This window comes from Brakhagea baltica (assembly GCF_052161605.1).
Lineage (GTDB): Bacteria > Planctomycetota > Planctomycetia > Pirellulales > Pirellulaceae > JBKCUI01.
Window position 1 is genome coordinate 1,780,168 of sequence record NZ_CP197409.1, and the last position, 24,677, is coordinate 1,804,844.

Below are 24,677 nucleotides of genomic sequence, written 5' to 3' on the forward strand. Positions count from 1 at the left end.
CTGGTTGATCAACGGCCATTCTCTCAGGCAACGTTTGATCGGACGTGCGCTAAGGATCGCAGTTCTTCTACGATTTCATTCTGCATCTTGTTTTCAAGAGATTGCAGTGCTTGAGCTGCGAGCATGCCATCGAGAACTCTATGATCGCAAATCAATACAGTCGGCATCACCCCACTGTCATTGATGGGGGCAAAGGCCAGGCTGGTAGCCGTAATGAGGGGGTGATAGGCGTTCAAGCAGTTCTGCGATGCAAGGCTGGAAATGGAAAAAGTACCAACATGCTTGCAGTGCTTTCGCCCCGAGCAGTGCATGGCCCACCACCAGCAGGCGCGTCTCAGCAATCGAGGAACACGTTCTAGAATGCAGCCCTCACGGTAGATCTCACCAAGCGGTTTTGAAACGGCATCGTTAAGTTGTTCCTGTATGGCGACTAAGTTGTTCTCTTCGGCATTGTAGACTTTAGCCCAGATCAACCGAGGTTCGCCCGAATCGTCTTTCCGATGTACGGAGACTGACCCTACCGTGCTTGGATGTCGGTAAATATGCTCGGTGGGCCATCGCACATACCGCTCTCTCAGTTCCGAAATTTCTTTAGAGACCAGTGCATAGGCTTTCAAGAAAATGGCGGTCCAACCTATGCGCGTCCTACAGGCCTTGCGTGCGGCTTCCGTCACACCGAGCTGGAGATCTCGCAGGAGAGGAAACGCGGGTACGGATCGGGACGCCACCAAAATGTCTATGACGGTCTGCCGATGAGCCGGAAACGCTCGCCGTGTCCCCTTGCTGGAAGTTCTCTGGTTGGGCATGAGATTATCTCTGCGAAGATTCCTTGGAGTCCAAAACGGCCTTAGCTTCTGAGGCCCTCACACGAGTGTTTTTCGCATTAATAAAATCCACGATTTCTGCTTCGTCAAAAAGTTTGCGAAGGTATTGGTCCATCGCTTGACGTTGCTTCTTTTCGATTAAATTCTGATAGAGTTCTTTTCGAACCGTATCATCCATACGGGAAACGACAGGAGTCGTCAGACCGCGAGACTTGAGCAGAACGTAACGACCGTTGACTTCGATGATGCCAGAAAGTTCACCAGGAGCCAACTCGAAAGCGGCTTTTTCCATTATCGGTTGACCTCCGTGCTTTCTCAGTGGTGGAACAACGCCATAGTTGCTTTGTGAACTAGGCTCGACGGAGTATTGAGCAGCAAGCTCTCCGAAAAATTGTTCGCTCGTGTTTCCGCGAGCTAGGTTCCATACCTCCTGGGCTGTTCGCTGGCTACTCAGAACAATGGCCAATACATCTGCTCGCGGTCCGTAATTGGATTCAAAACCCATCTGCAGATCCTGCTCGGTAACTTGCACTTGTCCGGCAGTGAGCTTCTTTAAGGCGACAGTTGGCCAAGTCACATCCCGGAGGTAAAGTTCCCTGGACAATCCCTCACGTTGATTAACATCCTCCAGCCAGCCGACGACGTTTGGAGTCCCATTCGCATCTCGGAATCCGAAGTAATCGGCAACGTTTGCGAGTTCCGCATCTAGGTCTTGTTGAGTAACGGCAAGTCGATTCTGCTCGAGTGCCTCTTCAACTAGCTTTCGATTGATCTCACCTTGCAGAATTTTTTTTCCATGTCGTTTGACACAAGCTTTGTCATAGAACTCCATCAACACCGCTTGACCGTTCACGATTGCTGCCACGCCTGGGTACTGTGCTTCGAGTTGAGGGTCGCCATGCACAAGCGTCACGCTTCCTTTCTCTCGAATGGAAGTAAAAACAGTTTCGGCAGAATCACGAAGCTTTTGCTCTTCAATCTCCGACTTAATGCGGGCTTCGATTTCTTGCATCTGAGGCCCAGGAGGCTGAACTCCTTCGATATGGTGTACGCATTGCAAGATGACGTACATTTCCCCTGCTTGAAAGACGCGAGACACTTCGTTCGGCTTCAAGGAAAAGGCGATATTCTCTAGTTCGTCATCGCCGAGGTATCGTCGAATCGGCGGCAACAGGCCTTCGACGCTAGCCGAATCTGGATCCTCGCTATGATCCTTAGCTAGTTTCCGAAACGAATCAGGATTTGCGACAGCCTGCTCGTGAAGCTTGGCAATCTTCTCGCGATTCTCGCAAGCGATCATCCGAACCTTTACCTTCGGCCCGTACTGGGATTGAAATTCGCGATCAATATCTTGCGGGGTGACAACGATCGTGTCCTTGGCGAGAGCGCGCATGGCGAGCATCGGCCAAATAATCTCGGTAGCATACTGCTCGCGTGGAATATCTCGCTCATCCTCGAGCAGCTTCAAATACTGAGTGGTCGTCAATCGGAACTTGCTTGCAATCCTCGAAATTTCCATATCGACGTCGCGAGCCTCGATGACGATGTTTTGGGCTTGGCAAGCTTGCATCAACATCGTTTTGTTGATGATGTCGTCCAGAATCTCGGTTCCGAATCGCAGGCGGCATTGTTGTGCCAACTCAGCGATAGTGATTTGCTTTCCATTGACTAGAGCTGCGACCAGAGTTTGCGGATCAGCCTTGCCGTCCGTTTTGATTTCGGTTTTGGCAGAGGCAGTCGTCGCCGGGGTTTGACGTCCCAGAAGTCGTTTTAATGGGTCCTGTGCGAATGCGGCGGAGGACGGGATGGTCAAAGCGCTCAAGAAAAGGACTCGGAAAAGTTTTCGGCGAGAGTTTATTGATAGCGGCATGGTCATTCCTCCATGAATGTACGGTTATGCGAACGAAGGCGCGTGAAAGCTGGGGGCAGCAATTTGGGTTGAGCCGGGAATGTACGGCGTTGGCGAAAGCGGGGTCAATATCAGCTTGACCGGAATCGCTGCGAATAAATGCTAGCAACTAAGTCAGCAAGTCAGAGCTCTGCTCATTCTTTCCCACGAACGGGTTCGTCTTGCCTCGAGCGGAAAGGAAGTACGAGCGGAAAAACGGCTGCTACACAAATCGCGGGCATAGCAACTGCTCTCATTCGAAGATTGCTCCAATAAATCGAATGGACTGCACAAAGGCTCAGGATGAGACAACAAGCGGGGAGTAGAAATGATTGCGTATTGGGCCAATTTCCTTTCCGAAAGCCCAAGGTGACGCCCCAAATAGCCCCCGCAAAAACCAATCCATACCATGCTCCAATGGCCGATCGCATCAAAATCCCGGATTGATTCGGCCATAACGCCCACAGCCAACCAAGTCTAACCACGCAACTCTTGACGAAGGTGATGGGGCGAGCGCGAATTGTTTTCCACGCGAGAGTGTTGGCGATGTGGTCCTGCTCAAGCTCCGGCACGCCTTGGATCTTGCTAGCCCATTCCGATTGGAAAGCGGTGTCATCCCAGTCGCGACCTGAGGTCGTTTCGATATGGTCATAAAGTGAGTCATTGTTAGCAAGCAACAGCGTGTAGCCGCCATGCGTGGTCGTCAGAATCCAACGATCCAATTGGGCTCGGTTGCGAACGGACCAAGGCACAATGACAACGGCAATCCCGAGGCAGAGTAACGATAGCTGAGTGAGATTGGGAAAGGGACTCGAAGCTTTTAAGCGAAATCGTGGAACGCGATACACTAGAAGTAATGCAAAAAAAAGACCAGCCCAAGCAATAGCGGTCGGTCGACAAAGAGCGGAAAGTCCGAGAGCTAATCCAACCACGAAAAAGTCACTCCGCTTGGGCGTCTTCCACAAATTGATCATGAGCCACAAAGTCAATGTCGTCAAGAATGTGGCTAACGTCTCGGTCATGACCAATTGGGATTGGCGTATCAGAATGGGATCGATCGCAACCAGGCCGGCTGCGACCAAAGGTAACAAGCTTTCTGAAGAAATAAAGCGAGCCCTTGCAAAGGATTCCTTGCGAGAAAGAATAATCTCCCGAACCATATGCCAAGTCAATAAACAAGTTGCTGCACCCAGCGACGCATGGCAGATTGTAAGATAAAGACTGCTCAGCGAGCGAACATCGGTGACGCCCCAAGATAGCAACCAGGGATAGAGTGGGGGCCGAAAGGCCGTGGGGTGCGAGTTTAAACCGAAGATGCCGGTTGCATTGAGTTCGATTGCCAAGGATCGGTATGCATCGGGGTCGGATTGAAAAGCGTCAGACGCGAAAGCGATCGCAATCCAGCGAATTAGAAAACTTATCAAGAGCACCAGTACAGGAGTGAGCCATCCCTTTGTCAATGGAACGCTCCTTAGACGATGTTGTTAGTAGATTGCGTGAAAAACTCTGATGCCAAGGCGATAGTCGCTGCGTGAATGTCAACAATGTCATCAATGTTCGGGGCATAGCCGCCCGCCATGGCGATCGCAATGGGAGTGTGAGACTTTCTCGCGAAGTCGAGAACTAATTGATCTCGAGCTTGTAGGCCGGGCTTGGTTAGGGCCAGTCTGCCGAGTCGATCCAATTCGAAAGGATCGGCACCTGCTAAATAGATAATAAGATCGTAGGGGCCGTGGGCAAACGATTGCTCCAGTCCACGCTGGAGTGCGTTTAGGTAAGTCGCGTCGTTTGTTCCATCTGGCAATTCTACGTCGAGCGAGCCGGGATGTTTGCGAAGGGGGAAATTCTTTTCACCATGAATCGAGAAAGTGAAAACGTAGGGATCTCGCCCCAGAATCTGGGCAGTGCCATTTCCTTGATGCACGTCACAGTCGATGACGATAGCCCGGGATATCAAGCCTTCGTAGCGAAGCGCGCGAATCGTTACGGCAGCATCGTTGAAGACACAATATCCTTCGCCAGCGTCATACATGGCGTGATGAGTTCCGCCGGCTAGGTTTACCGATATCGATTCGGACAACGCGGTTCGAGCGGCAACCAGCGTCGCACCGCTGCTTCGGCGGGAACGTTCGACCATTTTCTCGGACCAAGGAAAGCCAATACGCTTTATTTCTTGGGGAGACAATTGGCCTGAGATGACCCGCTCGACGTAACTCGGGTCATGAGCGAGGGATAGTTGTTCGCGTGTAGCCGCCGGGGGGACGAGCAGGATATCTTTTTCGTGGTTCGATGAGCGCACGATCCGATCTCGGAGCAATCGGTACTTCGACATCGGGAAACGGTGCCCTGTTGGTAGGGGCAGTTCGAAGTGATCGGTGTAGAAAAGCTTCACAAATCTTGCTCGGTTGCGTCCACGCTTGAGATCACGAGTTGAGATTGGCTATCGATTGCCGCTTCTGCAAAAGACTCATCTGTTTCCCAGATACGAACACGGGTTGCGGTCGCACCGGTGTGAGCGAGGAGTTTGGGGCAAACCTCCTCCATAAGATACCTGGCCATGTTCTCTGCAGTCGGATTGTAGGGCATCAGAAAGAGACGACACGGTTCGACCTGCCTAAGTGCATGGATGGCATTCTCGTCATGCTCGAAGATCAAAAAGCTATGGTCCCAATTTTCATCGATCCAGCCTTTGCAGAGTTTCTTAAGATCGGAAAAATCGATGACGCGTCCGACAGAATCCTGATCGTCGCTAGAGACAAAAAAATCCGCTACGTAATTATGTCCGTGAAAGTTCTCGCATTTGCCACCGTGCTTGTAGAGCCGGTGACCAGCGCAGAACTTGATGCGTCGCATAATGGTGAGGCTCATAATTTAACGTCGTTTTCCAAGAATGATTAAAGAGCAAAATCAGGGTAGGTGGTGGCTTTTAAAACCAAGAGTCACACGGATTTTAGTTTTGCTCTAACGAATCGGCTACCTTAAGTTTCGGATTGTTCAGATGCCTGTCTTTGTCACGGTCGGTCTTCTTGGCCAAGTTGTCGCGCATAGCTTGAGTCAAATCCACTCCGCACTGATTCGCCAGGCAAACCAAAACGAATAGCACGTCGGCCATTTCGTCAGAAAGGTTGCGTCCCAAGTCTGACTTTTTGAAGCTTTGATCCCCGTAAGTGCGTGCGAGCAGCCGAGCCAGTTCGCCCACTTCTTCCACCAAAACGGCAAGATTGGTGAGCTCGGAAAAGTAGGTAACGCCAATGGTTCGAATCCAAGTGTCGATTTCAGATTGTAGTCTTGCGATTGTCAGTTCTGACTCGTTAGTTTGGTCCATGGATATGCACGACATTGCGAGGGTTCGGTGTTTTTGTCAACTGGATTGGTGGACGGCTTAGCGGGCGTGGCATCTGCGAGGGGCGGGGCAGCGATAGCAAATCACGAGCAAATCACGTACCCATTCCGTGTGATTGCCGGAAATCTCTCTGCACTTTACCCTAGAAAAATGCTAGAGTGTAGGGGATAAGTTTGATTCAAAATTAGGAATGACATACTATGCGACTTTCGTTCGGACTCGAAGCGCGGCAAGTTCAGACGCAAAAGCTGGCTCCTCGGATGATCCAGTCGATGGAGATTCTGCAGCTACCGATATTGGCGTTGCAGGAGCGGATAGAGCAGGAGATGAATGAGAACCCGATGCTCGAGGTTGAGGAGCGAGACGACTCGCTGCCGGACGAGGAACCGGAGGATTACCCTAATCCCAACTCTTCACGCACCGAGGACGAGAAAGAGCTGGTGGTCAAGGACGGTCAGTCCAATGCCGAGGACTTTGAGCGGCTGGCCAACATGGATAACGATATGCCAGATACGTTCGACGATTTTCGACGCTCCGGCAATCGAATCCAGGACGAATCCGATCGAGCTCATGACTTGATGGCAAACGCTGCGGAACGTCCTGAGTCTCTCAACGATTTTCTTTTGCACCAGCTTGCAGAGTTGGATATCGATGACGCCGTCGAACGAATTGCCGAAAGGATCATTTCTTGCCTAGACGCGAGAGATGGCGGCTACTTTAAGCAGTCTTTGCCCGACATTTTGCCTCCTGATCACCAGCCAGAGGATTTGCAACTGGCGGAAAAAGCGCTGTTGCTGGTCCAGTCGATGGAACCGGCGGGAATTGCTGCTCGCAACCTCAGGGAGTGTCTATTGAATCAGGTACGGCCCGACATGCGGCTGGCTGATCAAATGCGAACGCTCATTGCACACCACCTCGACGATTTGGCAGAGAATCGTTTGCCGAATATTCAGAAGCGAACCGGTTACTCGATCGAGCTCATCAAAGAGACTCGGGAGCAGTTGCACCAATTGAATCCCAAGCCTGGCGCAGCATTTATGGAGGTTTACGTTCCCGTCGTCACCCCAGACGTCATTGTCGAGCTCGACGAGGATGGCGAGTATCAAGTGAGGCTGGTGGATGATTCGTTACCCCCGCTGCGGATAAGCGAGTACTATCGCAAGAGACTGTCCGACCCCAACGCCACGGAGGAGGAGCGGGAGTTTATCAAGCGAAAGATTGGAAGTGCTCAGTGGCTAATCGAGTCCATTCAGCAGCGACGCAGAACGCTAACTCGTGTCACTCAGGAAATTGTTAGTTACCAACGAAAGTTTCTAGATTTAGGTCCCGAGGCGATCGAGCCGTTGAAAATGCAACAGATCGCAGACAAAGTTGGGGTTCACGTCACGACGGTTTCCCGTGCTGTTGACGACAAATGGATTCAGACCCCTCGGGGGATTTTTCCGCTTCGTCGCTTTTTCGTTTTCGGAACCACCTCTGCGGATGGCGAGGATGTTGCTTACGAAGCCATTCGTTTAAAGCTTCAAGAGATCATCGACAAGGAAGACAAGGCCAATCCGCTCAGCGATGATGACTTAGTTGCAGAGCTTACCAAGCATGGCCTAGGGGTCGCGCGACGAACGATTACCAAGTATCGAAAAAAGATGGGTATCCCTAGTAGTCGTCAGCGTCGCGACTGGGGCAAATCCTGAGGGTGGCGGACGATTCTGGCGATAAGCCAAGGTCGCTTTTAGGGAGGCTGTGGTTTGGACGGATATGGCAACCCTTTCAAGGCGCCTTACTCGCGGGCTTCCATTCGGTGTTCAGCTTTCCATAGGTTATCACCTTGGTGGTGGAACCGCCAGGTGCCTGAGTTCACCGCCCAAGCTGCGGATTTCAGAGTCAGACTAAACCCAACTTCCATTTCGGTATTCTTTTGCCAAACCATTGGGCCTGTTTCGATTAGCGAAACGCAACCACGGCCGCCGCTCAGTTCCCCGGAATAGTCAAGAAACAGCTGGCGGTGCATAGGGAGGCGGCGCACCAAAAGTGTTCCCCAGTAAGTTGGTTGAAGTGGCAATTCGAAGGCCATCAAGCTGCGATCGTCGGGGGATTCTCCAGAACGTGTCTGAAGCAGTAGGTCCAGGTGGTCGGAACGTCCCAACAGCGGAGTCGTTTTGTGCTTCAGCAGCGTGAATCTCATAAAAATTAGAAAAGTATCGGAATTAGAAAACCAGCCCCTACAGGCGGAACTAATCATACCATTTGTCATCAAAATCGACGTTGAAGGCTGCGCAATCGGTATGTGTGTATCGATTTGACTACAGTTTTTGATGGTTTTAGGGTGGAAACGTTGTAAATCCCATCAGATTTTCCCTTGAAACCCACCCGAATGGTGCTTGTTGGTTGCCAATCGAGGCGCGGCAAGGTCTGCGCGATCGATGCAAATTTGCATCCCAGACGGGTCTAATTATACTCGAAATCGAGGCTAAACCGAATGGTCGCAACGACAAGGGAGCCGTATCTCCCTTTAGTTCGACCGGTGCTTTGCCTCGACCTCGTCATTTCGCAGCTCGTTTTTTGAGCTGGGGCGTTAACGACACTTTTGCACTGAGGGTTGGTGATGACCATCCGCCGGCTTCGTACGAACAAAACTTCTCAAGACACAAATTCCACTTCCTCTGAGCGTTTTAGCAGGCAGCGCAACGATACCGCAAGGTCGAATACCAAGCGGTTCGCGTTTCGCAAGAGCCTGATTGAGACGCTGGAATCCCGACAGTTAATGGCGGTGGGGCCACGATTAATTGGCGTTCAGCCAAACAACAGTGATTTGATCGAGAATGGCGTCATTCGGACCGTTGCGCCCACAGAGCTGACTTTCCGGTTTGATCAAGTCCAGGTTATTGATCCCGCATCATTGAGTGGAATCCGAGTCACGCGAGCTGGAGGAGACGGTTCTTTTGGACTGCCCTCGGTCTCGACCGACTTCGGCTCGGACGGTCGGGTTGACATTCAGCTCACAGCACGTAACGCGGGGGATTTTTTGCGGATCGATGTGTCCACTAGCAACTTGGGACCAGGTGCAGGTCCGCAATTGTCGTTGAATGGATCGACTGCCTCGATCGTTTTGAATTCCGCTTCGGGATCGTTGATCACGGCTACCAATCTCGTTAATGCAATAAACAGTTCGCCTGCATTGTCAGCTCGGCTAAGTGCCAGACTTAACGGTGGGCATGCCGCGACTGCGCTCGGTGGAGCGGCGGCAGATCGATACGGCAGTATCGTCATGAGGACTGACAATGACGTTATCGTACAACCCGGAGCAGTGATCATCGGTGATCGTCCCAATGAGAACGAAGTCACTCTGAGGTTCGCCGAGAATTTGCCTGACGATGTTTACCGACTGGAGGTCTTTGGTTTTGATGATGCGGGTAGGGGAATTACTGGTCTGCGAAATCTAGATGGTCAGCTGTTCCAACCCTCAATGTCCGGCACTCGTCAAGACACTATCGAATTCCGATTAGATCTTGGATCTCGGGTCACGGGTGTTGTTCCGCAGCCAGTGGTTCGAAGTGCAAATGGGGAGCTGACGCAACTCAGGGATACCATTGTCGTTTATTTCGATGATGACAAGTTGTTTGTTGAGAACGATGCGAATGGCAATCCGACTTCTGCTAGTGCTGAAAATCCCGAATTCTACCAGCTCTACTTTACCGCTAACACGGTTCGCAACACGGACGATGATATCTTCTTCCCTGTTTCGGCTCGGTACAATGCGTCTGCGAATACCGTAACGCTCCGGTTTAATGACGATCTAGATCGATTGGCGGGGCCATCTTCGAATCCATCGGCCTTTCGGCTACGCGTCGGGACTCGCGAGAGTCGCCCCATGGAACCGGTGCAAAGCGAAGCGGCAGCAACTGCCATCATCGATATGAACACCGACGGGGCCGCTCGTGTTAGATTCACTGCTCGGGCTATAGGTTCGGCAGGTAACGGGATCACGGTCAATTTCGTCAACAGTAACAATCCTAACGGCGGTGAGCCAACGGTGACTGTCAATGGGTCTGCCATTACCGTCGACCTGGTTTCCTCTACGACGACCGTGGATCAGGTCATCGCGGCTCTGGAAACGTCGGCGGCGGCCACATTGGTTCGGACAACGCTCGAGCCCGGGTCGCAGGGCAATTTTGTCGTTGGTTCAAGACCTATCAACTACAGGGCTACACTCGTCGGGCTGGGGGATACCTTTGACACCTCGATGAACCTGGGTACGATCGGTTCCGCAGCGGTTCCTCAAACCAGTTTGATTTTGCGATCTGAGTTGCGAGCTGGGGTTCACCGATTGGATTTGCCTGGTGGGCCTGACGACATCAGCCAGCGGATCGTTCCCGAAGTGTTTGAAAATCACATCAATCCCGATTTCGGTGCTGATGATTTCCCCGGAATACGCACGCTGTACTACAACTTCCAAGACGTATATGGCACCGTGCTTGGCTCGCCAGTTAACAATTCCATATCCGAAAAACAGAAAGAAAGAATCCGAGAGGCACTCCACCTTTGGACTCGTCACCTCGGAGTTCAGTTCGTCGAAACTGCTAACGCGGGTATAACCTTTGCACTAGGTGACTTGAGAGCAGTTCCGACTGCGGGATTCCGACAAGCTGGCAACACAAACTTCCAAGTTCGGATCGATCCAGAATACAACCGATCCCTGGTGGTTTTCTCCGCGAGCAATTCTTGGCAGAACGAGTATGGAGAGAGCTTGACCCGTTCCGCAGCGGCTAGCATTGGGTTCGTTCTCGGCTTGTCCTATGCTGGGGATTTGGAGCCCGACACGCTGATGAGCATGGATCCAGGGTTCCTGAACTTTCCGCCTGGTGCTGATAGGAATTTCGAGCCGATCTTCCCAGGAAACCAGGACGTAATTCATGGGCAATATCTACACCGGCCTGAGGGAAGCGACGTTGATTTCTACCGATTCGACATCGACTTTGGACCTAACGGCGAGAACAGGACCGGGGTTTTCGTTGCTGAAACATTTGCAGAGCGAAGCGACCTAGGTAGCTTGCTTGACACGCGACTGGCGTTGTACAAGCAAGTTCAAGCGACAGCTATGTCGAATTTGGGAGCAGGCCAGGATATTCAAGTCTCCTTCACTGCGGAACAGCCCGGCAAACTCGGTAACAATTTGCAGATTTTCGTCACTCGTAGCCCTCGTGGAGAGAACGAACTACCATTGGTGCAGGTGTTCCCAAATGCCATCGTCGTGGATTTGAACTCGACGGTTGGTAGCGAGAGTACGGTTCAAGATTTTATCACTGCTCTCGATAACGACATAGCGGCTCGATCGCTGGTCAAGGTACGCCTGGAATCTGGCGCCGCAGCAACGAAGATCGGCGGTCTTAATATTACGTATTCTCCGATCACTCTTCGCGGTGGTCGAGTGGATCTTATCGCGCAGAACGATGACTACTTTAGTCGTGATTCGTTAATTCGAATAAATTTGGATTCCGGAGTCTATTTCGTAGGTGTATCGGCTTCGGGGAACGATCAATACGACCCTACCATTCCGAATTCCGGATTCGGTGGGCGCACCCAAGGTCACTACGACCTGCGGATGACTTTCCGCGCTCAGACGGACGGCGTTGACACGATTACGGATGTCGCGATGAACGGCGACACACGAGTTCCATTGGACGGTAATGGTGACGGCTTGCCTGGTGGAGTGTATGACTTCTGGTTTGAAACTCGCCAGCTAGACCGTTCGTTCCGTTTCACCTCCGGCGCAGTGAGTGGCTTGGAAGGCCAGATCATTACTTTGACGAGTGCGGATGGAATCGTTCGCCGATTCGAGTTCAGTCAGGATTTGATCGTTGGAACGGGAAATACAAGAATCCCTTACTCTCCAACCAGTTCCGCGTTGGATTTGGCGATTGCAACCGCGACGGCGATCAACTCTCGAACAGAGCTGAACATCACCGCTTCTGCATCGGGCGACCGGGTGACTCTACGGCGCGAGCGATTGTTGCAGGTAAGCCCAGGTCTCAATCAATTCGTTGATGTTCTGGGACGAACCATTTTCGTTGACAAGTCTGCTGGTCCAAACGCAGATGGTTCGCTAGAGAGACCATTCAACAATATATCTGCTAGCGGTGTTCCAAACGCGTTCGGGGCCACATTCCCAGGTGACATCGTTCGAATACTACCTAACGGTGGTATCGATGGCAGGATGGAAACGCTCAATGACAACCTGGCTTACGAAATTGGATTTGGATTGCTAGCCGGTACAGTGCTTTCGGATGGTGCGTCGATGGATGTGCCTAGGGGAGTTAACGTAATGGTCGAGCCTGGGGTTATCTTCAAGCTGAATCGAGCTCGCATCGGCGTGGGTAGCTCGACTCTTGGGGTTGACCGCAGTGGGGGAGTGCTGCAAGTTCTCGGAGCACCGATTTTGCTTGACGCGAACGGCAATGCTGTATTGACGCCTGAGGGACAAAGAGCGGCTGGTAGCGTTTACTTTACGTCCTGGCTGGATGAATCGATCGGATTAGATAACTTCTCGCCGACCACGACTCCTCGAGCTGGAGATTGGGGCGGCTTGGTTTACCGTCGAGATCTCGACCGAGAGGCTGGTCGCTTTGATCTCGAGGACGAAGGGATTTTCTTACAATATTTGAACAATGCTGATATTCGCTTTGGAGGCTCCAACGCGGTAGTCGTTGATTCTGTTCAGCGTACGGTTCATTCGGTCGAGGTATACGGCTTCCGCCCAACCATTACCAATAACAGAATTACAAACAGCGCCGGTAACGCAATGCTTGCAACGCAAGACAGTTTCCGAGAAACGTTGTTCAGCGAGCCACTTTATCAGCGTCGTGGCATTTTCACGCCCGATTACGATCGCGTCGGCTTGAATCTTCGCGGTAACATAATGTTGAACAACTCGGTCAACGGTTTGTTCGTTCAGATTCCTACTCCACTGCCTGGCGGCGAGCAACGGCAGCTTGAGGTGCCTGTCCGATTCAATGACACCGACATCGTGCATGTCTTCTCTGAGAATCTCCTGGTTCGAGGTCGTCCTGGTGCGAGCATATTGGACCAAACGATTCCACCAACCAACTTCGTGTCCTTGCAAGGAACCACTGGCGGAAGCTTGATTCCTGGTTCCTATAATTACAAAATAACCTTTGTCGACCGAAATGGATACGAGACTCCACCGTCGGAAGCGACGCAATCGGTTGTAGTAGCTGCTGGCCAATCTGCCGTTCGATTGTTCGGTTTGCCCGGCACCTCGGGCGAGTATGTTGCACGCAGGTTATACCGAAGCGATGTCAATGGCAGCGGTACCTATCGGCTTGTCGCAGAACTCGACGCGGCTTCGACCAGCTTCCTAGATCGCGGTCAATCGCCAGCTGATGTCGATGCTTCGTTGCTACGCGATAGGCCGAATGTCTCTGCTGTTGGAGTCACGCTTGCGACGGGAGCTTCAACCCTTGCCATTGGCACCTATAACTATCGAATTGTTATGGTGGATTCGATGGGACGAGAAGGCTTGGTATCCAACGTAACGCAATCCGTCACCACCAATGGCACGCAGCGCAACATAACGCTTAACAACTTGCCAGCAGTGCCTGAGAGTTATGTCGCTCGTCGAATCTACCGCAGTGCGGTAGGTGGCGCCGGTACGTATGTTTTGGTAGCTACAGTTGGTCCGGCTTCGTCTGTTTACACCGACACGGGTGCAACGATCGGCACACCGCTATCGATTGAGACCTTTGGGAATTTGCGGCCAACTCTCAGTGCGTCCGTGGTTTTTGATCCAGGGATGATTGTCAAACTCGAGGGGGCTCGAATCGAGTTGGGGCAGACCGCCAACTTCATTGCAGAAGGTACCGTTCAGAATCGGGTTGTCTTCACCAGCAAGCTTGATGATCGATTTGGTGCGGGTGGAACATTCGACACGAACAACAACGGTTCGAATCTTGCAAGTGATGCTTCACGCGGCGATTGGAGCGGTATTTATGCTGCTCCCGGATCGAAAGTGAGCCTTGACTATGGTGTATTAGCACATGCTGGTGGTGTTTCTCGAATTGAAGGAACACTCAAAGCATTTAGTCCGATCGAGTTGCAACAAGCCGATGCGCGGATAGCGCACTTTATCTTTGAGAATAACGCCAATGGCATGGGCGGTCAGGGGCCAATCGATCGGCTAGGACGTCCCGCGAACGAGAACTATCCGTTCGGAAACAACAACAGCCGAGGCTCGACGTTGTTTATCCGAGGAGCTCAACCGATCGTTGTAGGAAATATCTTCCAGAACAATAGCGGCACCGCCATCACAATAGACATCAACTCTATGGACGCTACCATTCGTGGTGACCTAGGTCGTCAGACGGGTGCTGTCGATCGATATACGACTATGGACACCAATCGCGGTCCATTGTTCCGGGGCAACATGTTGTTCAACAATGCCATCAATGGTCTAGAGATTCGCGCCGATGCAACCACGAACAACTTGACCGAGAATGTTCTGGCGGTGCGTGATCTGCAACGAAACTCGCTATCCACGGAAAGTGTTTGGGACGATACTGACATCGTGCACGTGTTGTTCGATTCGGTAACGGTTGGCAACCTACAGCATAGCGGTGGTCTAAGGTTGCAGAGTTCCGTGAACGAATCATTGGTCATCAAGATGGAGGGACCTGGATCGAACTTTGACCAAGAGCGAGGGACAGGTTTCACGGCTACCGGCTCTTTCGGTGGAGTTGACAACCGCGTTGGTGGCACGATCCACGTCATCGGTCAACCTAACTTCCCCGTTATCTTTACCAGTCTCCGGGATGACACCGTGGGAGCAGGCTTGCAGCCAGATGGAACCCCGCAAACCGATACCAACAATGACGGCTTCGCAACCATTCCTAGACCTGGTGATTGGCGCAGCTTGTTGTTCGATACCTATAGTAACGATCGCAATGTTAGACTCGTTATGGAGATCGAATCCCCGAACTCCGTTGCTCCTGGAGTGAACGACACAGTCGTCACAGCTCAGTTCCTGGGAGCCCTTGCCCCGAACGCTTCCAAGTCGGACGAGAATCTACCGCTTGGATATGTCGTTCATGGTGTTATTAGCGAACCTGGCGATAAAGACGTTTACAGCTTCACGGCGGAGGCCGGGACAGAAGTTTGGTTTGATATCGACACGAACACCTCCAGTTTGGACACAGTGATCGAGTTGTTGAATGGCAATGGCGAAGTCATAGCCCGAAGCACAAACAGTCTCGAAGAGCAGTTGGATCCCTCGCTGATTTTGCGTACGGATTTGATTGATCCGTTTTTTGTCAATCCACTTATTCGCCGAACAACGGAAAGCGTGCGTCGATCGGCATCTGGCATCTTAAAGGATGATGGTTCAACTAACGAGAAAGATGCAGGTTTCCGCATTCTCTTGCCTGGAGTAGCTGGTTCGCAAAGCACTTATTTTGTCAGGGTAAGAAGCAACGGCGTTAATGTGGACAATCCACGGGCAGGTCTTACCAGCGGTGCTTACATGATGCAAATCCGTCTCCAGGATATGCAGGAGTTTGCTGGTTCGATTGTTCAGTTTGCTGATATTCGTTATGCGACCAATGGCATTCAGGCCAACGGATTGCCATCTCGTTCACCGTTCACAGGTGAAGCCAAGGTTGGAATGTATGACGGAACTCTGTTCCACCTGGACAATAATACACCTTTCTTAACCACCACCAATGTCGGTTCGGTTCACATGACCGATCTGCAGGCGATTAGTGTTGCAGGTACACTCGCCTCTTCGTTTGCGGAACACCGCATCGTGTTCAGTGTTGGAATACCAACCAGCGGTTTGGTGGGAGCGGCCTCGGGAAGTGCAACCTATCCAATCGTTTTGGATATTGATTATGCTGATGGGCTGAACAGACCCGATTTGCAAATGACTTTGCTTAATGCAGCGGGAACACAGATAGCGTTTAGCGCATCTAGCAATGTGTTTGACGACCAAGCTGGGCCACTACGGGGTGCAGACTTGGCAGATTTGAGCAGAGGTTCCGTTGGAACGGGTGATCCGTTCATCAAGACCTTCCTGCCTCGAGGTACGTACACGGCGGTAATCCGTGCCCAATCCGCCTTCACGGGAAGCGGGGCATATCAGCTAGAAATCCGAGCTGGCGATTCCGATCCGAACTTGTTGCGAGGGGCATTCGGTACTTCGATCCAGGTTCCAATCGGTTTGGAAATACCAGATAAGTCGGTCATGGAGATGACCGATGGGGTCAATCGAATTCGGTTCCAGTTTACTTATGATGGAACCTTTGACTTCGGAAACACTCCGATTCCGATCACAGCGACCTCGACAGCTCCTCAGATCGCGAGAGCACTGCGGGATGCGATCAATGCCATGTTCACTCAGAATCGTTGGCGAATCAGCGCAGCCAATAGCAATGGAGTAGCGACTGGCGATGCGGGGACGAACCGAATGTTGCACCTCGTCGGAGATGTGCAATTCCTGAGTGGTGCTGACTTGCTCGGTGCAGGCGCGATCATTGTCTCCGAGGGTAAAGGTGATGTGAATGTCCGACGTGATCAGGGACAGTTTGTTGTTGCGAACAATACTTTTAGCAACGTAAGGGACTTCGCGGTATGGTCCGCACCAGCTGACAAGCATTATGCGGATGGAAGAGCGCGCCAGCCTGTTCAAGGCAACACGTATGTCCCTCCTCCGACACTCGGTGGTGCGTACGCCCGAAACCTACCTGTTTTGAACACTGTTCCCTTCGGCGTTGCTGCTGGATCGGTGGCAGAGCGCGCTGGGGTAACCCCAGGAATGGTCGTCGTTAACAATCTATTTGACTCGGCGGGGCTTGGTGGGCTGCACATCCAAGGAGAGGGCCCCACCTGGAGAATCACGGCTCGGCCAGGTCTTAGAGATCGAATTCAGAATGCGAACGCGATCAATGATCACAGTGGTTCGTTCATAAACGACGGTGATCAGTTGTTTATCGACTTCCAAAGGCAATCGGTTCGATTTGAATTTGATGATATCGCTGGAGCGGGTACTGGTGCCCCTGCCTTTGGTAGCGGTGTCGTAGGCGGTAATGGCCTCAACAATGCGGACGCCATTCCCATCTATTATCGGGAGGATACCGGCGGCCAGTACATGCGGCCTGCTGGCGATTTAATTAGCGGTGATGCTTCTGATGACGTCATCAAGCAAATTCATGGCTCCATTCTTGGTAGCCCCTTGGTAACTAACGGTACTACACAAAGGCTCGATGCGTGGATCGAACCCCAGGCGAATGTTATTATCGTCAATCCTGATGATAATTCTACATGGATCTATCCAACAGCTTCTTTGATTCTACGCGGTCCACAGGCTATCGTGCAATCGAGAGGAGTGTTCGATATTCAGCGATTGGGAGAATACACCGCCGCCCCATTTGTGCGTGCCGTCAATAACACGATTATCGGCAATAGCGGCCGAGCTTCCTTCCATGCCTCAACGGTAGATGTGGAAGGCAACAGCACGATTGCCGGAGCCACAGAAACATGGCAGGGAACCGGTGGTAACCCCAAGATTTATTCGATGGAAGGAACGCTACCAGCGGATCCGTTATCGACAGGGTCGTCAGATGTCGACATGTTCAAATTCCGTTTGGAAATCGGGCATCGAGTTCGGGTTGATGTGAGCTCACTAACGGAGGGACTGGACACTACACTTCGAATTTTCAACTCTAGCGGTGTCGCTCAGAATATTGGCGGATCGCCAGAACCGACCGTAATAGTTGGGTCTGTGATTGACTTCACTGCGACGGTACCTGGAGACTACTATCTGGGAATCAGCGCGAACGGAAACAATAACTACGACCCACTTTCCTTTGCTGACAGGGCACGTGGCAACTCCCACGGTTCCTATCGATTGAACCTGGAAGTGATCAAGCCCTTCAGCCATGTAATTACGGTGGATGGAGCGGGTTCCTATGCCAATGGAGAAACCTTTACGATTACTCAGGTTTCCGATTTACCGGGGCAAGGTACTAACACAAGAACGTTTGAGATTGTGGTGGGCGGACCTAGCGCGACGCCACCAGCAAACGGAAATATTCCAGTGTACATCGGGCCAGAGTACAGAACCCCTGATGTGGCACGTGCCATTGCGGCGGCCATTAACAATTCTGGTATGAATAATATCCAGAACTTGCCAAATGGTTTCGACAATTTCGGAAACCCACGGCTTGCCAACCCACTGGCACCAGTGTCTGCAATAGCAATCAACGGCGAAAATGGGTTTTCTCCCACGACCGCTCTGTCGCAGAACACTCCTGTTGGCCAAGGTAACTTGGATGTGGGTATCAATTCTGGAGCACCACGCGGTGCTCAATTGCAAGCTGGCCTCAGCAGGTTCATAGCAGGTCAAAATGATTTTGCGCCTTTTGATGTGACCGTAACCCAAGGGCAAAGCAACGGAGTAACAGCGGCTACCACCACTCAGCAAACGGGAACGCATCGCGGTTTCGGCCACGACCGGACCATGTCAATTGCGGTTCTTCCGTTGGTAAACTCCCCAGTTACCGCAACGGGCCAAGGAACGACGGAAAAGTATGTGATTGTCCGCAACGCCTACTCCATCGTTTGGAATAACAGACGTGTAGAGGGTGGCAACACGGGCAACAACATCAACTCGCTTTTGCCCGAGTCCGGAATCTTGGTCACGGGTGGTGCCTCGCCAACCTTGATGAACAACGTCTTCTTCAATGTTCAAACACCTATCGTACAGGAGCGACCTTCGGTCACGCAAACGGTGACTCGCGTTGCTCAGCGGCCATCTGCTGTTGTCGTGGCTGGGAACACCTATCAGTACTTTGATGGGGCACAGCCGCCCGCTCGATTGGGCGTGGCTATCGAAGCTGCACCGACCAATGTGCCTAACACCGGTATTGACTTCAACCAAACGGCGGGTGTTACAGAGAACTTGTTCGTAAACGTACCTGGTGGCAATCTCCTTCCCTCCCAGCGGTCGCGGATCATCGATAGCTCGATCGATTCGTTGCCAGAGCGAGAGGGCTTCCGTACGGTCAAGCAAGCGATTGGAATTGCTCCATCACCAATCTTGGCTCCAGATCGGGATTTGAATGGCGTGCTCAGAGCGGACGATCCGTCGATTGCGCCTCCCAACGGGTTGGGTGGAAACATCTTCAAGGATCGCGGTGCCTTTGAACGTGCTGACTTTATCGGGCCAACCGCTATCATCCTGAATCCAAAGGATAATGATGCACAAGGTGTAGACCAAGACGCAACGGAGTCGATTATTGTGCTTAACAGCGGGGTCTATCCTGAATTCCGCATCCAACTGCGAGACGGTTTCGAGACGGCAAATCTCGGTGGTGGAACCGGCATTTTAGATGATTCCGTAGTCGGGCGTTCTGGTGGCAATCGAATGCCTGGATCTGCTGTAACGATTACAGAGAACGGACGTCTATTGGTTGAAGGAATCGATTACGCGTTCTCTTACGACTCGACGACAGATCAAATCGTCTTGAGACCGTTGGCAGGTGTTTGGCGAAACGATCGCGTCTACGACATTTCGCTCAACAACCGGGATCGATTTGTAATCGATGCAAGCACGGGCGATATCGTTTCCGACGGTGACCTGTTCACGATTCGAGATAGTTCGGGTGGTTCGGTTATATTCGAATACGATAGTGGGTACCGGCTACAGATTCCTCAGGGAATTCAATTGCAGATTCCATTAGCAGGTGGAGGCGCTGGAGGGATCGTCGATGGTGACCGGTTTGTCGTGTTCGATCGAGGTACTAGCCACGTATTCGAATTCGACTCAAACAACAACTCGATTCCTGGCCACCTTAGAATTCCATTCACGAGTTTGTCTTCCAGACAGAATATTGCGGAGGCGGTTCGAGCTGCGTTAGCAAGTATTCCAGCTCTTCAGCCGCAAATTCTAAGCAGTGGAGATGTTTTTGTTGGTGCCGTTGCGGGAGTGACGATCGACACCACTAATACACCGGCGATTAACCAACCCAATTCCACGCTAGCGTTGCAAGTCCCCGAGCTTGGAACCAGACCAGGTGGAATCACAGATGGACAAACCTTTGGCGTTTCCGACGGACGGTCTTCGTTTGTATTTGAGTTTGACTCCGATAACGCGATCGCTCCAGGAAATGTTCGGATCGACATTTCTCAGGCAACTTCGCCAGCCGATGTTGCCAACGCCATGATTTTGGCACTGGACAGCATAGGTTTGGGAATCTCCCCAACCATCGTGGATCAAAGAAATGTACACTTGTCGTTGACCAATGCAGGACGAGTTGATCTGATCAGTTCGAATCTAGCCTTGGTTGGCGTGTCTCGGGCCATTGCCGATGGTCAGTCTATCACCATTGTGCGAACGACCTCGACTGGAGTGACAACCCGGACCTTTGAATTCACCACCGATGCGACTGTGACTCCTGGAAACATCGCTGTGCCGATTTCGTCTAGTGATTCTCAGGAGGAGATCGGTGTCAAGTTAGCAGATGCCATTCAGCAAGCCGGATTGGAATTAGAACCACGGCACGTGAGGGACGGTAACGTGTTTGTTGGCGGCTCGGAGGAATACTCGATCACCGTGTCACAAGCTCCAACGGTTGGTTTATTCGGGCGTCCTGGGGTAAGGGGTAATTCGACCCTTGAGATCTTCGGAACGTTGTTGATGCAGCTTCCTGCTAGGGGTGGAATCGATATTCCAGAAGATTCGACCTTCACTATCTCGGCAAATGGTCGCACGGTAACATTCGAGTTTGATAGCAACTTCAGCGGTGCATCGCTCCCGAACAATGTCGTGATCAATTACAACCAAACCATTACCGCAGCGGATTTGGTAACGGTAATGATTCCGATCATCGCAAATGCTGGGCTGGGATTGGCTCCTCGCGATGCTGGGGGTGGTCAGATCGATCTGGGACTCTTGCCCACTAGTGCTGTGAATCCACTAGGATCTGGAATCACACTTTCGAGAGGCAACGTTCTTGATGGCGACTTCTTTACCATCAACAACGGAACGATTTCGGTAAGCTTTGAGTTCGAGAACTTGAGCGTTGGCAACGGACGCGATCCAAACCGTGTTCCCATTCGCTACAACAATCAAAGCTCTCGACTCGAAGTTTTGCAAGCCATGAAGGCTGCAATTGAATCGACTGCACTCGGGTTGACCACAGAGATACAAGCCAACGGTTTGAAGTTACTTGATAACCCTAGGTACAACATCAACATTGACAATGCTCCGTCGTTGTCTTTGACTGGGGTTCCAGGTGGGGCTATTCCTGTGAACTTTGTTCAGGATGAATCCTTCTCGGAAGAGGAAATGCGCAACGCGATTATCCGGGCGATCAACCAAGCCAACTCAGAAGGCAAAACTTCTCTTTCGGCTCGCGTCCGCGGAGGTTCGACCTTCTTTGTAGAAAACGCTGTTACCATCAGTCCTGAAGTAACGAGTTTCTATCTGAGAGGTATTGCCGACAAAGCATCTAACTTCCTCAAGAGCAACCGCATAAATGGTGAAACGCAATTCACGATCTTGATGCCTGGAATTGAGTTGGATTACGGTGATGCTCCTGATCCCGTCACGACGACTCCAGGTCGATACCCAACAACTCTGGCAAACGACGGTGCTCGGCACGTCATCATCCCGGGCGGATTGCGTCTTGGAGAACTGGTAACGCCGGATCTTGATGGACGCCCGACGCCACTGGCGAATGGCGACCAGGGAGACGACGGGGTTTCGTTCCAATTCCAAGGTTTGGCCATGCCGTTGTTCAATCGTCATGTCAGCACAAGCGTGACGGTGCAATTGAGTCAGCCAGGTTTTGTTGATGCGTGGATCGATTTCAACGCGGATGGCGACTGGACAGATCCAGGTGAGCATGTGTTGCAGAATATTGAGTTCACCTCGACAAGTTTGGTGCAAACTTTTGAGATTCGCGTTCCATCGACCTTCCCTGTGCCTGCGACTGGCTTGACGTCGTTCGCACGATTCCGCGCTTCGACAGCTGGCAACCACTTGCCGACCGGTTTGGCCTTGGACGGCGAGGTTGAGGACTATTTGGTTCGAATTATCCCTGGTGTACCGCCGATCCCTACAAATGATCAGTACACGATGGACGAAGACCAAGTCGGTGGGCTAGTGACGACCGATCCGGACGGAACACTCACTCCTGGATTCGTTGTGGATGACGGCGTTCTCGCTAATGATCAGCGATTGGATAGCCGGCCACTTCGAGCCAGACTGGTCCAGTTTGATGGTCCGGGGGATTTGATTAACTTCAATTCCAATGGAACATTCACATACATTCCGCCTCCGGACTTCAACGGTCAAGTCACTTTGGTTTACCAGCCGTTCATCGTCATTGATGAGCTGCGTGGTGAAATTATCGAGAGCGAAACGTTGGGAACAGCGACCATAACGGTTCGGCCTGTGAACGATCCGCCGGTAGCGAACACGTTCACGATGACGACGCAAAAGAATCTGGCCAAGAGCTTGACTCAAGCAGAGGTCATTGAGCGTTCCGGCGCGGTACCTGGACCGGAGAACGAAAGTGATCAGACATTGACCATCACCGTCCCCAACAATGTAACCAATCAATCGGGATCTGTGTCAGTCGTGTCAGGTGTCTTAACCTACATTCCGGCTCCAGGGTTTGTCGGCAGCGATACATTCGTTGTTACGTTCACCGATAATGGTAGGACGGGAGATCTCCCAGATCCACGTTCGGTGAATCGAGTTGTTACGGTTGTCGTTACGGATCGCAATGAGCCGCCAGTAACGACACTGAAGACAATTGACATCAACGAGGACGAAGTATTTGAAGCAGGTGTGGATTTCTTCCTGGAGGGGGATTCCCCTGTCGAACTTGATCAGTTCCTCGTCTTCACCGGAGTGGAGCCAATCAGTGTAAACGGTGGTACGGTTGAGTTTGTTGGTGGGCGAGTGATCTACACACCTCGATTGAATTTCAACGGCACAGACACATTCTTCTACTTTGTGACGGACAGCGATCCAGCTGATCCACAAACATCGCGAGGTACGGTATTAGTCAATATCGCACCTGTGAATGATCCGCCTGTTAGAATTGGCGAGAACATGGGGACCCTCACATTCCAGGAGGACGGTCCTGAACAAACGCTAACGATGTCCGTTTACTTTACGGATCCGGATATTGAAACCGATGGTGACGTTTTAACGTACAGCGTGAGTTCCAGCACCAACCCAACGCTGTTGGATATTAATTTCGTTGGTGAAACGATGTTTATTCGTCCACGACCAGATGCAAACGGAACCGCACTGATTACGGTGCGTGCGACCGATCGTGAAGGGTTGTTTGCGACCAGCCAGCTGACAGTGGTCGTGACTCCAGTTAATGATGCTCCTCGGTTGGTAACTCCGCTACCTGATTTGAACGTAAACGAAGATCAAATCATTGATCCAATCGTCCTTTCGCCGACCTACTTCTTCGACCCTGATGTTATCACGAATGGTGATGAATTGCGGTACGAGGTTCAGGTCAGCAATCCAGATTTGGTGACGGCGACGGTGGTCAATGGGGCATTGCGTTTGACCCTCGCACCAGATGCGTCCGGGTTTTCCACGGTAACGGTGACTGCTATCGATTTGGCAGGCTTAAGTGTATCAGACACATTTGATTTGGTAGTTGCTCCGGTCAATGATGCACCGAGATCGAATCCGAATAGTTACTTTGTCCCATTGGGATCCGTCTTTGTGACAACGGATGCGAGAGGTAATCAAACACCGTCAACGAATGATAACGGTGTTTTGTGGAACGACAGCGATCCTGAGGGGGATCCTTTCACCGCAGTTTTGGTAACACCGCCAACCCGTGGAACGTTGACATTGAATCCTGACGGAACATTCATCTACCGATCCAACAGTGCCCAGGCAACGGTTGGATCTGTGGACACCTTCCAGTACCGAGCGGTGGATTCGTTCGGAGCCCAAGGTGCGGTGACGACGGTGACCTTGAACATTGGCAATCGGCTTCCCTCTTCACATCAGAACCCAACCAATCGTTATGATGTCAATGCGGATGGGTTTGTTTCACCAATAGATGTGTTGCTCATCATCAACTTCATCAATGAAAATGGAGGGGGAGGAACTAGCATTGCTAACGCACCTGCTCCCCCGCCCTATCGTGACGTCGACGGGGACGAATTCATCGGGCCTTTGGACGTGCTCGCACTGATCACCTTCATCAACACCGAATCTTTCCGAGGGGGAGGAGAGGGAGAAGGCGATTCGGCGGATGGCGACAGCGTGTGGGTAATGCCGACGATGGACATCGGTCGCGTGCCTTTTTCACAAATGTCGACGCGAGACGGAGCCAATGTTCCGGTAGCCTTGGATTCTCCGGTCTATGGCCCACTTCCGCTTAGGAAGGCTGTGGACGCACAAACGTTGAGTTTGGCGGATTACCTCAGCAATCTGGATGAAGACGAAAGTGCTGTCGCATTAGCGTATGCGACGGAGCCAGTTGGGGATAATGAATCTCTGGACGCTTATTTCGCGGACGTATTCCGCGAGTAGTTATTAGAATGTCACCATGGGCACCTCGACGGAGGT

Annotated in this window: 9 protein-coding genes; 2 read left to right on the forward strand and 7 right to left on the reverse strand. The window is 51.8% G+C overall.

What is annotated here, in order from left to right; translation table 11 throughout:
• Nucleotides 1-23: 23 nt before the first annotated feature.
• The 6 genes from SH449x_RS06885 to SH449x_RS06910 all read right to left on the reverse strand — a co-directional run bounded on the left by SH449x_RS06885 (nucleotide 24) and on the right by SH449x_RS06910 (nucleotide 6,037).
• Nucleotides 24-806, reverse strand: a complete 783-nt coding sequence (locus SH449x_RS06885) for a hypothetical protein (protein WP_482380589.1) — start codon at nucleotides 804-806, stop codon at nucleotides 24-26.
• A gap of 4 nt (nucleotides 807-810) precedes the next feature.
• Nucleotides 811-2,694, reverse strand: coding sequence for a peptidylprolyl isomerase (locus SH449x_RS06890; RefSeq protein WP_482380590.1), 1,884 nt, complete (start codon nucleotides 2,692-2,694; stop codon nucleotides 811-813).
• A gap of 173 nt (nucleotides 2,695-2,867) precedes the next feature.
• Complete coding sequence (locus tag SH449x_RS06895; protein ID WP_482380591.1) at nucleotides 2,868-4,172, reverse strand: hypothetical protein; 1,305 nt, start codon at nucleotides 4,170-4,172, stop codon at nucleotides 2,868-2,870.
• 11 nt (nucleotides 4,173-4,183) lie between these two features.
• Nucleotides 4,184-5,104, reverse strand: a complete 921-nt coding sequence (locus tag SH449x_RS06900; protein WP_482380592.1) for a histone deacetylase family protein — start codon at nucleotides 5,102-5,104, stop codon at nucleotides 4,184-4,186.
• On the reverse strand, nucleotides 5,101-5,580 hold the full coding sequence (locus tag SH449x_RS06905; RefSeq protein WP_482380593.1) for a 6-pyruvoyl trahydropterin synthase family protein: 480 nt from the start codon (nucleotides 5,578-5,580) through the stop codon (nucleotides 5,101-5,103). Before SH449x_RS06905 ends, SH449x_RS06900 begins: the two co-directional genes overlap by 4 nt.
• Nucleotides 5,581-5,662: 82 nt before the next feature.
• A complete protein-coding gene (locus SH449x_RS06910; RefSeq protein WP_482380594.1) occupies nucleotides 5,663-6,037 on the reverse strand; it encodes a nucleotide pyrophosphohydrolase in 375 nt (124 codons plus the stop codon).
• 218 nt (nucleotides 6,038-6,255) lie between these two features.
• Here SH449x_RS06910 and rpoN point away from each other — a divergent pair, with 218 nt between their 5' ends.
• Nucleotides 6,256-7,746: an RNA polymerase factor sigma-54 gene (rpoN, locus tag SH449x_RS06915; protein WP_482380595.1), complete on the forward strand. Its 1,491-nt coding sequence runs from the start codon at nucleotides 6,256-6,258 to the stop codon at nucleotides 7,744-7,746.
• An 86-nt stretch (nucleotides 7,747-7,832) separates the two neighbouring features.
• On the opposite strand, the gene SH449x_RS06920 is transcribed toward rpoN, so the two are convergent.
• On the reverse strand, nucleotides 7,833-8,237 hold the full coding sequence (locus SH449x_RS06920) for a hypothetical protein (RefSeq protein ID WP_482380596.1): 405 nt from the start codon (nucleotides 8,235-8,237) through the stop codon (nucleotides 7,833-7,835).
• Nucleotides 8,238-8,657: 420 nt separating this feature from the next.
• Here SH449x_RS06920 and SH449x_RS06925 point away from each other — a divergent pair, with 420 nt between their 5' ends.
• The gene (locus SH449x_RS06925) at nucleotides 8,658-24,641 is read left to right on the forward strand and encodes a tandem-95 repeat protein (protein ID WP_482380597.1); all 15,984 of its coding nucleotides are present in this window, start codon (nucleotides 8,658-8,660) and stop codon (nucleotides 24,639-24,641) included.
• The last annotated feature ends 36 nt before the right edge of the window (nucleotides 24,642-24,677 follow it).